The organism is Bradyrhizobium sp. 142 (assembly GCF_023074015.1).
Taxonomy (GTDB): Bacteria; Pseudomonadota; Alphaproteobacteria; order Rhizobiales; family Xanthobacteraceae; genus Bradyrhizobium.
This window is the reverse complement of sequence record NZ_JADPKQ010000458.1, coordinates 1-13,233: the sequence shown is the minus strand read 5'-3', so window position 1 is coordinate 13,233 and position 13,233 is coordinate 1. Positions and strand designations below refer to the sequence as shown.

The 13,233-nt window shown below is 58.3% G+C and carries 9 protein-coding genes; 4 read left to right on the top strand and 5 right to left on the bottom strand.

What is annotated here, in order from left to right; translation table 11 throughout:
* The 3 genes from IVA82_RS42015 to IVA82_RS42005 all read right to left on the bottom strand — a co-directional run.
* A partial coding sequence (locus IVA82_RS42015) for an IS701 family transposase (protein ID WP_247493253.1) occupies nt 1-811 on the bottom strand: 811 nt, incomplete at its 3' end.
* 499 nt (nt 812-1,310) lie between these two features.
* Complete coding sequence (locus IVA82_RS42010; RefSeq protein ID WP_247386975.1) at nt 1,311-4,610, bottom strand: autotransporter domain-containing protein; 3,300 nt, start codon at nt 4,608-4,610, stop codon at nt 1,311-1,313.
* A gap of 860 nt (nt 4,611-5,470) precedes the next feature.
* Nucleotides 5,471-6,421 carry a helix-turn-helix domain-containing protein gene (locus IVA82_RS42005; protein ID WP_247386974.1) on the bottom strand — a complete coding sequence of 317 codons (951 nt, stop codon included), beginning with the start codon at nt 6,419-6,421 and terminating at the stop codon, nt 5,471-5,473.
* Between the two features lie 213 nt (nt 6,422-6,634).
* Here IVA82_RS42005 and IVA82_RS42000 point away from each other — a divergent pair, with 213 nt between their 5' ends.
* The 4 genes from IVA82_RS42000 (at nt 6,635) to IVA82_RS41985 (ending at nt 11,070) form a co-directional block, all read left to right on the top strand.
* Complete coding sequence (locus IVA82_RS42000; protein WP_247386973.1) at nt 6,635-7,819, top strand: serine hydrolase domain-containing protein; 1,185 nt, start codon at nt 6,635-6,637, stop codon at nt 7,817-7,819.
* A 13-nt stretch (nt 7,820-7,832) separates the two neighbouring features.
* Nucleotides 7,833-9,029 (top strand): ABC transporter substrate-binding protein, encoded by a 1,197-nt coding sequence (locus IVA82_RS41995; RefSeq protein WP_247386972.1) that lies wholly within the window; start codon nt 7,833-7,835, stop codon nt 9,027-9,029.
* A gap of 48 nt (nt 9,030-9,077) precedes the next feature.
* On the top strand, nt 9,078-9,980 hold the full coding sequence (locus IVA82_RS41990; RefSeq protein WP_247386971.1) for a 3-hydroxyacyl-CoA dehydrogenase NAD-binding domain-containing protein: 903 nt from the start codon (nt 9,078-9,080) through the stop codon (nt 9,978-9,980).
* A 559-nt stretch (nt 9,981-10,539) separates the two neighbouring features.
* A complete protein-coding gene (locus tag IVA82_RS41985) occupies nt 10,540-11,070 on the top strand; it encodes a 2,4'-dihydroxyacetophenone dioxygenase family protein (protein ID WP_247386970.1) in 531 nt (176 codons plus the stop codon).
* Nucleotides 11,071-11,110: 40 nt separating this feature from the next.
* Here the strand turns inward: IVA82_RS41985 and IVA82_RS41980 are convergent, their stop codons facing one another.
* Both IVA82_RS41980 and IVA82_RS41975 read right to left on the bottom strand, forming a co-directional pair.
* Nucleotides 11,111-11,677 carry a hypothetical protein gene (locus IVA82_RS41980; RefSeq protein ID WP_247386969.1) on the bottom strand — a complete coding sequence of 189 codons (567 nt, stop codon included), beginning with the start codon at nt 11,675-11,677 and terminating at the stop codon, nt 11,111-11,113.
* 1,350 nt (nt 11,678-13,027) lie between these two features.
* A partial coding sequence (locus IVA82_RS41975) for a hypothetical protein (RefSeq protein WP_247386968.1) occupies nt 13,028-13,233 on the bottom strand: 206 nt, incomplete at its 5' end.

The following is a 13,233-nucleotide window of genomic DNA, read 5'->3' as shown; positions in this document are numbered from 1 at the left end:
CTCCCGCCGACAGGCGCTTCCAGTCGGACGGGCGCCGCGTCCGGGCGAGGTCCGCGGCCGTACCGGCGACCGGCGGTCGCTTGCCCCAGGATCGAAACACATGAGCGCTGCTGACCCCAAGCACGTAGCCTTTGCCTGCCCGCCGTAGTTGCTGTTCGATGTCGCCAACACCGTAGACCGTATCACCGGCAACCCACTTGAATGGTACAGACGCGGCTATCGCACGTGCGATCATTCTCGTCGCAAGCTTTGGTTTGGTCGCAAAGCCGACATCGGCAGGCACATAGGCGGCTTCCAGACGATCTGGATCGTCGGTCCATTCCTTCGGAAGATACAACGCGCGATCGATGAACGCATGACCATGACGCGAAACGTAGGTAGCGAAGACGCCGATCTGGCAGTTCGTAATCTTCCCTGCCGAACCAGTGTATTGCCGCGCCACTCCGCACGAGGCCTTACCCTGCTTGAGAAAGCCGGTCTCGTCGATCACCAGCACCGCATCGTCATCCGCCAAATGCTCGATGACATAGTCGCGCACGATATCGCGCAGGGCATCAGCGTCCCAATCCCCGCGACCCAGGATCGCCTGCTGCCGCCATGGGCCGGGATCGCCAGCCGCCTCCGCGCGCATCCAACCGGTCTTGCGCTGCTCATCTCCGAGCAGACCTTCCAGGAACAGGCCTGCATTCGTCGCAACACGCTCTTGCGTGAACAACGGACGTATCCGCTGCTTGATCTCTCGAAGCGACGCCGCCCACAACGCAAGCGTCTCCTCAACCGACGCGGCCCGCGCCCACGACATTCGAATCATGGTTGCCCATGGATTCAGAAGTCTGCAAACAAAGCAACTGTAATGCTAGATGCGCTCGGTGAAGTGCTTGCCTTCGTCGCTGCGCTCGACCTTCTTCTCGCTGAGGACGTCGGGGCGCCACCGGCGATTTCGATCTAGACGTCTTTCTCAGTCATGCGGGTCGTTCGGCCGAGATCATCAGGGCCTTGTTGGTCTCGCCGAGGTCGATCTTGGGCCAGCCGAATTGCCCTTCCATCAGCGGCGCCAGACGGTGTCGCCGAAGCCGCACGGGGCAGGGGATCTAGGCTTGGACATCTGCTGCCACCCCCTTGTTTCCACACGATCAAAGCCCGACTAAAGCTGGCTCCGCGGCGGCGACCATCGGCGTTCTCAGACTCGTATGATAAGGCCCTCGCGCCCTAATGGAACAACCTCAAATCAGAAGCGACGATCGCGATCAGGATATGGCCGGAGATGGTGCGGTCATGCGATGGCCACGCCATCTCCGGTTTTCGTACCATCACCATTGATAACGCACGATGCCTTTGCCGGCGTAGCTCCGCGTGACGGATGAGAACTCGCCTTCGAAGGTGCCGGCGAGCGAGATGCCGTTCCGCAATGTCAACTCGGCAGACGCTGTGGTCAGCGCCGCATCGTGGGATGGCGCCGCGCCATTGACCACGAACGAAGCGCCGGGGAGCGTCTGAAACGTTGCGGCGATCGCGCGATCGGTATCGAAATCGTGTGCCCAAGCCGCGCGGCCACGCAACGTCAGAATCGCGTCGTGCATGGCGAACGTTCGGTCGGTGCGCAGACCAAGCTCGGTTCGTGATGTGGCCGCGTCCTTCGCGGCATAGCTCAATGCCGCCATGCCGGTCCCGCCGATCGCCTGCTCCGCATAGGCGGGCAGATAGGCCGTGGTCGTCTGGGCAGCCGCATAAGGCGTCAGTCCGACGCACGGCGTCGCGAACCGATAGCCCCCCTCGATGCGCCCGGACAGTACGTTGGCATTGAACCGGGCGCGAAGGTGATCTCCGCCGGCAACTGGCACGGTGCGGTCGGTCGCGATGTCCTGCCAGCCATAAGCCAGTGCGCCGGCGAAATACGCCGCCCGGAAATTATGTCTGACGAACGCGCCGGCTTGGAACAGGTCGGAGCGCCCGCTGCCAACTCCGTTGGCCATGCTGAAGGATGTCGCGCCGCCGCCAAGCGCAAAGCCGAGCAGCGTGTCGGCCGACAGACGATAGTCTGCGCCGGCGGCCAGGCCATAGATGTTGCTGGTCGCCGCGTTCGACCCGACCGGGGCGTTCCCATTGGTGGTTTGCGTCCCGCCAAAGCCTGCCACCCAGGAGCTCCAGGGGCTGGCGATCGGATCGATCTGCGGCGGAGTCTTAGTAGGTGCTGGCGCAAAAGCATTACGCCCCAACTTCGAGCGCGGCATGTCCGCTGACGCATAGGCGTTGGTCGGACTGATATTGTCCTCCGGCGCAAATCCCACTGCTTGGCCCAATCCGACATTGCCCGCGCGGTTGCCGAGAAACGGATCGAGCAGCACGCCCATGAATTGGCCCGCGGCGTTGAACGTCGCTTGCTGTATGCCGGTCGCCGCCTCGCCGGAGAACTGGTCGAAAGCCTTCGCGGCGACCTCGCGGCTCGCCAGCATCACAAAGTCGCGCGGTCCCGTGCCATCTGGCGCTGCATCGAGCACCGTGGCGACCGCGGCCCCGTTGCGCGACCCCGCAACCGAGGCGAAACTGACGTCGTTGCGCTGGATCGATAACGTCAGGGAGCTTGCTGCCCCTGGAGCGGAGTTGGAATAATCCAGCGCAACTTTCAGAAATAGCGAGTTGACGGTCGGATCCGTGAATCTTCCGCTGATACCTCCGCCGGCGGACAACACGGTTACGGGCTGCGTAAAGTGGGTCCACTGTCCCCCCCGTTCCAACACGACCTGAAGCGCTCCGTTGTCAAGCGCTGCGTTGCCGGTCACATTCAACTGACTGTGCGCGCTATTTGCGCCCAAAAGGACCTGATAGACACCGCCCGGCCGAAAGGCCATGTCCCCATTCACCGTCAGAGTGCCTGCGCGGCGCTCCGTCGTAAAGATTTCCGGCGCCGTGGTGTAGAGCGCCGACATGCCGGCATACCGCTCTTGTCCCGGCGCCACGATGCCCGCCACGGTGGTGGTGCCGACCGAGCCTGTACCAGTCAGCCGGCCTTCCGTGCCGACCACGACCGGACCTGTCAGCGTGCCGTTGACCTCCAACGTGCCACCGTCGATGCGCGCACCGCCGGCTTGCGCATACGCGCTGGGATGGCCATCCCCGTCTGTTGCGCCGAGCACCAGAGTGCCAGCGCCTGCCTTGTCCAGCGTGCCCACACCCGTGATGCTGTTGCGCCAAACGTCGAGCGTGCCCGCCGGAAGATCTGCCATGAAAACACCGCCAATGAGCTGGTTCGTCACAGTGTCCATGAATCCGATCACCGCCGGCCCGTCCATTGCCTTGTCGAGATTGATCCGGCCCCAGCCGAATATATCATTGACACCATAGGTGTCCGCCCCAGTAAGAGGGACATAGTTGGGGTCCATTGTCTTGGGGTCGAGACGTGTGGCGGTCGTCAACAGCACCGTGCGAAGATCGGCGCCATTGAGATACGGATAGCGCTGGGCTAGCAGTGCAGCCGCGCCTGTCGTGTCCGCCGCGGCATTCGATGTGAAATTACCAGGAGCTGACACACACCAGTACTTCGCCAGGCCACAACTCGTAGTAATGGCGGACAATCTCGCGTCGGCCGCGCTGTCATCGAGGGCGACAGCCGCGATCCAGTGAGATTCCAAGTCCGATCTGTAATATGGCGCGGCGGCTAGCACGTGAGGATATAGTCCGGGGCGGTAGCCGGCTAAAACGTTGCCGGCCGCGAAAACGACAACCATATCTTTCGCCGCGGCCGTTCCCAGCGCGTTCACAGTGTCCACATAAGGCTTCAAGGTGGGGTCGAGCGTGTTGTAGCTGTTCGGATTAAACGCATCTGTAGCCTTGAGTTGATGCTTGATTGCATCCTGCTGGGCGAAGTCAATGACAAGGGTTCCATTCACAAATTTGACTGGATCCACGAGATCAGGCGAGGTCCAGCTGTTGTTGATCGCGCGCGCCTGAAGTCCAGCCATCTGGGTGATGTAGTTGGTTAGACTTGCAGTATCCGGGAATCCGACAACAGTGCCGAGACCGTGGTTGGCGACGACGAGCATGGAATCAAAAGCAACACCGTCGATGCCACCGCTGGCCCCCTGACCACGACTGCCCGCGATCTCCCGCGCAATGAGGGAGCCATGACCAGAAATCCCGCTAAAACCCGGAGGGCCGCCATAGGGTACGTCACCCTGCACTGGAGCTCCCCAGGGAGAGAAGCCAGACAACGATATGGCTCTTTTCTGCAGCCCGGTGTCCGTGAAAATCACGCCTGGCAGCAGCCCCGGGTCCATGAAACTCGCGCCGGTATCGATTTGTCCAAGCGCGATTCCGTTGCCGGAAAAGCCGCGGGCGTAGGCGCTTTGCGTGTTCATCGCGCCCAATTGTGAATTCGCAATAAAACTCGGCGTCGCCCACGCATTCGTCTTGGCGCTCCAGTCGGCACGCGTCGTGAAGACCCAGGTATCGGCGAACGGAGAGACAGGGGGAGTGATCAGGGGAGGCAAACCGTTGTTCGCCTGCTGCGCCTCGGCCGTGGCCACCGCACCGGTCATCATCGCTAGACTTATCGCGGCGGCTGATACCGTACCGCGCGCCAGGCGCCGTGCATCATTCTTTCGTCGTTCCATTTTGTTCTCTCTGATATTGTTGTTCTCTGTTCCGGATGCTTTGCTGCATCGTCTCGACCCCATTAAACCCGCGGCCGTTTTGTTGACGCAACCTTGGCCAGCTCACACAGCAGGCATGTCGTGCCCACCTAGTGGTGCTCCATTCTCCAGCTGAGCAGCCCGGCGGTTCACGCCCGGGCATCAAGGCGACGAAGAGGATAAGGATCAGCCTGCAAATCGCTCCTGGCGCAGCGTTCGACATTTCCTCGTTGCAACCAGATTCGGAGTAGCCACCGAAACGACCAGCTTCGCCATGGAGGCGATGCGGAAAATCGAGGCCAACTCCATGGACAGGTGTTGCTCGAGATTGGGAAAACCGAGCGCTCACAACACGGAGATCTGGCGATACTGGGCGATGGGAACGTCAGCGCGGGGGACGACGGTGGCATCAATGTCCCACCGGATGATATCAGTTAAAGAAGCCAGGCAGGAGCGGTACAACCTAACCGCGTCGAGACCGACGATGTCGATGGAATCAGTAGCGCTCGCCCTTTCCGACATACAGGCTCCCCCCAACGTCGGTTGCTCTGCATCAGCGGCAACCGTTTCGTTTTCCTGGAGTCCAGTTGATAGCATGAGCGGAGGGTGGCTGTTTGTTGCCCACTCTCAAGTTGTTCGGCAGAGACTCTACTTGTCATCCGCCGGAGAGATCAGAATGCATTGATCTGCCAGGGAGAGAAGCGCTCGATGGATCTGTCCAAAGAGGCTGCCATCCTAATTTGCGGATCGACAATTGACGTTCTGGCATCGACTCCGTTGCGAGCTTAGCCAACAATGTCACTAGTCAGGCTCAAACTCGGAGAGCAAACATGTCGGAAAACTCAGAGCCGCGTACGCCGCGGGGAGGTTCCAAAACGCTTCTTGTATGCTCGTGAAAACTCCGCCAACGATTTGAAACCGACCTCGTATGCGACCTCAGATACTGTGCAGGTGCGCCCCTTTTGGCACAGAAGGGTGTGAGCCGTTTCCAGTCTAAGCTCTTTGACGCGCTCCATGACTGTCTGGCCACTCCCGCGATAGATTTTATGTAGGTAGCTTTCTGAAATCCCACATGCTCTGGCTATCATGGATGGAGACAGGTCGGGGCGTGCGTGGAGCCGGGTTATGTGCTTGTCGCTGCGCTCGCGCTGCGCGAGGAGAAGTACACCTTCCTCCGATTCGGAAGCATTTGCCGGCGCAAAACAAAACGCAGCAATGTCGCAAATCTGCTGTTCCAAAAGTGTTGCCGAACGCGGTTCGAGTGGACTCGTCAAGGCGCTTACTTTTATCAGAATGTCCTGCAACAGTTCTGGTAGTATTTGGCTAGCGTCTACGCGGAGAAAGCTGCTGTTAAACCGTTTGCCTATCCGCTGCTTCATTCTGCAAATCGGAATTTGAATATTTAGCGTTTCATATGAGTTGCATGCAAAAAATTCTGCAGGCCGCGAATTGTCAAGCAAGAACATTGAACCTGGCCGGAGCGCGACTCCGTCGTTGCCCATCCGAATACTTGCCTGACCTCGTTGCGGAAATGCGAGCGAGTAGAACGCCTGCTCCGAGTTGGCTTCGATCCGTCTGAACCGCAGGCCTCCAAAAGAAATTCGATTAGCTCTCAACGAGGCGACTTGGACAGAATGCAAATCGCCGGAGAATGATTGGTGCTCCTCCGGAGCGAGCTGCACTCTTCCCCAGATTGAGCCGAAAGCAGAAGACCAATATTCGACCTGCTCAGCTAGTTCCACATCGGAGGTGCGAGCGACAAGTATTTCGGTCGAGCTGGGTTGTTTCGACATTGACGGCCACGACTTGATCATGCGCCCCCAATATGCCAACGGCGGAGAAAACACGCAACTGGGGGTGTATGGTAGCGCCAGGAACAAAGCAGAGTGAGCCATATCGCAAACCCAACTCGCGAAAACCTGTCAAAGAGACGCCAAACCGCTGGGCCTCGTGGCCGGGCGATCCAACAGGGCAAAGGCGAGAGTTGACCCCGTATGAAGTGCGTCATGCCGGAAGAGGTCGGCTTTTGTCCAACACGGCTTGCCCGACTGGGTGAAGTGATCAAGGAGCAAGTTGAGGGCGGGATAATTCCCGGCGCAGTCGTGCTATTGGCGCGTTTTGGGAAGCCGGTCATCTTCGAACCATTCGGATATTGCGATCCGGCCAGGGAAGTCCCGATGCGGCTGGATTCCCTGTTTCGGCTGGCTTCGCTCACAAAGCCGATCACTTCGGTCGCGGCAATGATCCTTGTCGAACGCGGCATGCTCTCGCTCGACGAACCTGTCGCGCGTTACCTGCCGGAATTCGACGGCCTCTGCTGTGGTTCGAGCGCCGCCACCCCGCCGATCAAGGTTCACGACCTGCTTCGGCACACTTCAGGCTTCACATACGGCGATTTCGGGACTAGCCCTGTCCACGAAAGCTATCGCCACCTCAACGTGTTGGACCCGCAGCAGACCTCGGGCGATCTAGTTGAGAAACTTGCGCGGATAGATCTCCTCTACGTTCCTGGAAGCACTTTCGAGTATGGCATGTCGACGGACGTGCTCGGGCTGATCATTGAACGCCTTTTAGCCCGCGACCTTCAGGAGGCCTTACATGATCTTGTGTTCGCTCCTCTGGGATTAGACGATACCGGTTTCTTACTTTCCAGCACGTCGCAATCACGCCTTGCCCAGCCCTTTCGAGCCAAGGCATCCGGTCGAATGCCGTGGATGCCCGCATTCTGGGAGAGCAACGTATCACCATCTTGGTACTCCGGCGGAGGCGGCCTGCTGTCAAGTGCTCACAATTATTACGAGTTCCTTCAAACGCTTCTGGATGACCTTGTTCATGATCGAGGCGTTCTCCTGAGTCGTGCCACGGCGAGCTGGATGGTTGCAAACCATCTACCGGAGCAGGTGAACTTTGGAGCGTACATGCCAAGTCTCGGCGCGTTGGCTCCTCTCCCGGAGCTGGGTCAAGGATTCGGTCTGGGCTTTCTGATTAGAATTCATCGCGGTCTAAACTCGCTTCCAGGATCCGTCGGCGACTTCTCATGGGCCGGGATATCAGGAACATATGCATGGGTGGATCCAGCCGAAGAGATGGTCTGCGTCTTCATGATGCAGGCTCCCGATCAACGCCATCACTGTCGGCGGCTCCTTCGTCAACTCGTTTATCAGGCACTGCGCGGTGGAAAGAGCCACTAGGAGAACATGGATTATGTCTCGATTTGGTATCGCAATCGCAGTTCTGTCTGCGCAGTTGGCCTCGGCTGCTGTTTTCGCGGCTGAGCCCGGAGTATCAGCAAACCAAATCAAAGTGGGGCAAACGACATCTTATAGCGGCCCAGCGTCTCAATACGGACTCATAGGCAAAGTGCAAGACGCGTACTTTAAGATGCTGAACGAGAAAGGAGGAATCAATGGGAGGAAGATCGAGCTCCTGTCCAGAGACGACGCCTATTCGCCGCCCAAGTCGGTCGAGCAGCTGCGAAAATTGGTCGAAGACGATGAAATAGTGTTCATGTTCAACAGTTTTGGAGGACCAACGAACGCTGCTCAGGCCAAATATCTCAACAGGCAGAAGATACCCCAGTTATTCGTTGCGACAGGAGCGCACTATTGGGGAGACGTGAAGGAATATCCCTGGAGTATGGGGTGGCAACCAAGCTTTCGGTCTGAAGCGCGGGCCTTCGCGCGGGACGCGATCGACAAGAACCCATCTGCACGCATTGCGGTGCTCTATCAAAACGATGACTTCGGTAAAGACTATCTGCTTGGGGTCAAGGACGTACTGGACAAGCAGACTTCGGCAAAACTGATCTCGGAATTCAGCTATGAGACGAGCGCCCCCACGATTGAATCCCAATTTGTGAATGTGAGGGCGGCCACCCCCGATGTGGTGATACTCGCAGCCATTCCAAAATTTGCCGCGCAGTTCGTTCGCAAGCTCGTCGAGATGAATTGGTCACCCACTGTTTATGTAGCCGGAGGCGCCGCTTTGGTTCCCATAACAACGGAAACAGTGAAGGGCAGGAGCGATCTCTCCCTGTATACCGCAACCTTTTTCAAGGATTGGAACGATCCCAAATGGAGGGATGACCCTTCGCTCGCCGAGTACTTCGATTTCATGCGAAAGCATATGCCGGGAGTGCAGGACAACGATTTCGCTCCCGTTTACGGCTATTCGGTCGCTCAAACTCTAGTCGACGTACTCGCACGTTGCGGAGATAACCTCAGCAGGGGGAACATCATGAAGCAGGCGTCAGACATAAGGGACTTGGCCCTACCCCTGCTCGCGCCTGGTATCGTTTTAAAAACCGCTCTTGACGATCATTTCCCAATTGAGCAGATTCAGCTCGGCAAATGGGACGGCTCAACCTGGAAACCGGCGGGAGCACTGATCTCCGTGAGGTAGCCGCGCCGCTGCATCCACACCATAGAAGATCCAATTAGGGTAGGGTAAATGCCAACTGTCGCCGTGCTGGGGTGCGGGTTGATCGGTTCGAGCTGGATTGCCGCGTTCTCGACGCAATGCCAGACGGTCAAAGCGTGGGATCCGCAACATTCCGTCATTCAACCTGATGCCTCAAGTCCAATCCAATGGTGCGACACGCCTGAAGATGCTGTGAAGGGCGCCGATTTTGTTCAGGAAAGCGTGCCCGAGGATCTCGCTGTTAAACGAGAGTTGTACGCAAGGCTTTCCAAAAAGCTTGCATCACATGCGATCGTTGCCTCTTCTTCGTCGGCGTTGCTGCCGTCCGACCTCCAGGCGGGATTAAGCTTCGCCGAGCGGGTTCTCGTTGGGCATCCCTTTAATCCTCCTCATCTGATCCCGCTGGTCGAAGTGGTCGGCGGCCGCGATACCGCTCCTTCGGTGCTTGAGGAGGCCATTCGATTTTACAAGGCAATCGGCAAGCATCCGATTAGGTTGAACGTCGAGCGAAAAGGTCATCTCGCAAATCGCTTGCAGGCAGCGGTATGGCGCGAGGCGGTGGACGCTGTCGCGACAGGCCAGGCGACCGTGCAGGATGTTGACGCGGCTGTCACTTGCGCATTGGGTCCGCGATGGGCTCTCCTGGGGCCCTTTGCAACGTTCCACTTAGGCGGTGGCTCAGGCGGTCTAGCTCACTTCATTGACCATCTCGGGCCTGTATTTGAAGACCTTTGGGACGATGCTAAGCGTCCCGCTATGACGTCCGAGCTCAAGCGTGAATTAATTGATAGCACCCAAAAGCAAATGGGCGGCCGATCAGTCGATGAATTGACGCAACTTCGCAATGATCGCCTCAAATCTATTTTGATGATTGCGGCACTCCAATTCTCGCCCGAAGCAAGAGCATCGACTGCGGAGATATTGAACCCGTGAGATGCCGCCGAGATTATTCTTCCGGTGCCGAACAGTTGGGAATGAACGAGCGATTGGGCATGCAAGTGCGCGACCGCGAAGATGAATTGTAGGTTCGTCGTCCTTCCCGCCGTGTTGCGTTCGGCCTGCCCAAGTCAAGCTGGGGTGCGAGAGTTGGCTTTGGATCTTTGCCTGGTCGAGTTGCTTGGTGCGTCACATTTGACGCAGCCATCAGATGATCGACGGCGCGAAGGAGATCGTGGCAGCGCGCGCGGCAAGTCCGGATCTGATCTTCTGGGAGCGCTTGGTTGCTAGTGTCTAAGCTCGCCTGCCTTCAACGGGGCGATGCGACAACCGGCGTGGAATCTTAGTTCGCACTCTAGAGGTGCTGCACCTGGTCGGTTGAGGCCTCGCGCTGAGGCACGGTAGCTTTGCTGCACATGGGCTCGTCTCTCCGCGCGATGGCGCACGTCACTGATAAGCTGAGCAATGTCCGGTCTAGGCAACCAAGTGGTGCAGCTGACGATAACACCGGCGGCGCCTTTTTCCTATAATGCTATGACAGAGAGGAGGAGACCTGATGGAGAAGTTGTCAGAGGAGTTCTGGCGCAACATCCGCCCGCTCTCTAACGTATTCAAACCCGACGCTAAACCGGAGGTGCATATCGCCAACGCGGCCACGGGAGACCGGCGTTACTATATTCCGACCACCGAGACCGTCCCGTCGCGGCCGCTGTGGATTTCGCCCTCCCAGAATAGATGGACCGACGTGCTGCGCGCCGACGGACCCGGACTGGTCAACCGCCACTACCACCCGCACGAGGTGTTCGCGTTTACCTTGTCCGGCAAGTGGAGTTATCTGGAGCATGACTGGGTCGCCACGGCCGGCGACTTCGTTTACGAAACCCCCGGCGAGAGCCACACGTTGGTGGCACTCCACCATCCCGATCCGATGCTAGTGCACTTCAACGTTAAGGGGCCACTGATCTGGCTGGACGAACAGGGCCAGTCGGTCGGTCATTTCGACGTGCATGACTATATCGCGCTGGCGCGGGCACATTACGAGAAGGTTGGCATCGGCGCGGCGTATGTCGATACTTTGTTCCGCTGACGCCGGCACTTGCCATTGTCGACCGCCTCGTTGCAGTGCGCTATCGCTCAGGCGACGTTTCCTTGCTGATGAGGCGGCTCATCGCCAATTGCCTACGGACGGACTTACACTCCTCGTAGCGTTGAGCAAAGGTCGGCCGGCCGGCCGAGTCGCGTTGGCAGGACACAGTATGGGAGCCTGGCTGGTGATGGGGGCGTTGCGTCAGCTCCGTCTGCAGCGTCGCGACGATGTCATCGCTTCGCTGAATGTCGGCCTCGCAGCACCAGATATCGACGTGGATGTCTTCAAATCGCAGGCTTCGATTGTTGGACGCCTCTCGCCGGCGATGACAGTTCTTGTTTCGCCCAATGGTCGAGCTCTCGCGGCGTCCAGCCAGATCGCGGGAGGTCGTCCTCGGCTCGGCGCTGCGCGGAAACGATCCCGAAACCCAAAACCTGACGCATGAATTGGGAGTGAGGATCGTCGACATCTCGGAGATGCCTGCTAGTACCGGCATGAACCACGACTGCTTTCTCGCCTTTGCGGCACATGATTGAATGTCCGCGATGGTGGCGAGCTCGCCGCGACGAAGAAGTCCGGAATTCACGTTCTCGACTCTGCTGGCCACGCGTTCATTGCTCCTTTTGGCGGCGCGTCGTCTGCAGCGGCGGAAGCTAGATGATGGCATGTTGCCGCCTCACATCGGACAATACGAACGCGCGTTAGAACTTGGAAACGCGTCGTTGGACCGCCGGTCGGGAGGCCGACGCTCCAGCACGCCTGATCAAACGAAAGCCACAACAAAAGGGGAGTTGCCTTGGAAACGATTGGCCGTGATTTGAGCTAAATGCAGAAAATCCGTTGAACGGAGAACGACTCGCTCGGTCGAACCCAGTTCATGGGGGAAATCTCCTTGTTGAACGGCGGCGTATGGTCGATGCCCATGCGCGCAGCTCGCGCTACACGTGCCCTAGCCGCGCTTGCAGCTCCTGGAATTGATGTCTCAGATTCCCGAGATGTCGGACATCATCATAACGGTGCTCGCGGCACGTCGCCGACGTCAGCTCGAGACGCAGTTCGGCACTTTGGTCTTGATAGGCGAGGGCGACCATCGCGACATCAGGCGCGTCGCTGTACGATCGCGGGCATTCCTTCGACCGTTCATACGCAAACAGCATCGCGGACTGAAGGAATAGCTAAACAGGCTCGGGGGAGGGTGCTTTCCCACCGGCAAATGCCTCGGAAAGGACGAGCATGGGCTGGCAACCGCCATTCTGACAGAGAGAAATTCTGTAACGATCTCAATGGGCCAAAAGCGACAAAAATGTCAGAATGGCATTTGAAAACACTGCAAGATTTCCCGACTTCCAAGCTGAATACGAGGTTCGATTCCTTCACCCGATCCAATCGCGTTCAAACATCGACAGATTGCGAGCGTCGATATCGGTTGTTGTGCCACGCTACCAGCCCATAATTCCTGTTTCGAAGACCATTCGGCAACCCCGGAATAATCGAAAATCGGCACCGGTAGTTGCGTGAACCCTGCGACTGCCTCCCCACAACCGGCCACAACCGGGTGGCTGCGAGCATCGTTCTCCGTGAGAGAGTCGCAACGAAATCGCAACGAATTGGGTGAAATGACCGTGAACAAAACGTACCCTGCGCGCCTGCCTTGATCGGCATCACATTCTTGGGACTTGAGCAAGTGGCCGATCCGATCAGCCCAATGCTACACGGGCGTGCTAGCCACTCCGATGCCAAGCGGCGCAACGAAGGACCATGATCGTGCGACGAATGCCCATTTTCCGGCGGCTAAGCCCCAGCTTGCGATAGGCAGGTCATTGATTGTACTAGACCTGAGGTTGTCTCTTAATCAGCGGCTCCGTCCGAATCGTAAATTTTATGTCGACGCACGGGCGTGCGTGGACAGCGTAAGAACGGCGTCTCCTGGCGGGCTAGCAAGGCGCGACGTCGGGAGTTAAGCTGCCCTCCTGTAAGAGAACAGCGCCTCCACAATAGTGGGTTTAGCCATGTAGCGGTCTCCCGCTACCAACGTTCCCCTGTCCAGACCGGAGACATAGGTAAAGCTCGTACCTAAGACATGGGTGACAACCTCGTGCCGATCGGGTTGTCGGGCTGTTGCAAGGTCATTTACTCCAAAGTCGATCCCGTTGATCCCGGGTG

Excerpts from the sequence above, each read along its gene's own strand:
- IVA82_RS42000 (WP_247386973.1), top strand. The coding sequence starts at position 6,635 with ATGCCGGAAGAGGTCGGCTTTTGTCCAACACGGCTTGCCCGACTGGGT.
- IVA82_RS41985 (WP_247386970.1), top strand. The coding sequence starts at position 10,540 with ATGGAGAAGTTGTCAGAGGAGTTCTGGCGCAACATCCGCCCGCTCTCT.
- IVA82_RS41995 (WP_247386972.1), top strand. The coding sequence starts at position 7,833 with ATGTCTCGATTTGGTATCGCAATCGCAGTTCTGTCTGCGCAGTTGGCC.
- IVA82_RS42010 (WP_247386975.1), bottom strand. The coding sequence starts at position 4,610 with ATGGAACGACGAAAGAATGATGCACGGCGCCTGGCGCGCGGTACGGTA.
- IVA82_RS42005 (WP_247386974.1), bottom strand. The coding sequence starts at position 6,421 with ATGTCGAAACAACCCAGCTCGACCGAAATACTTGTCGCTCGCACCTCC.
- IVA82_RS41990 (WP_247386971.1), top strand. The coding sequence starts at position 9,078 with ATGCCAACTGTCGCCGTGCTGGGGTGCGGGTTGATCGGTTCGAGCTGG.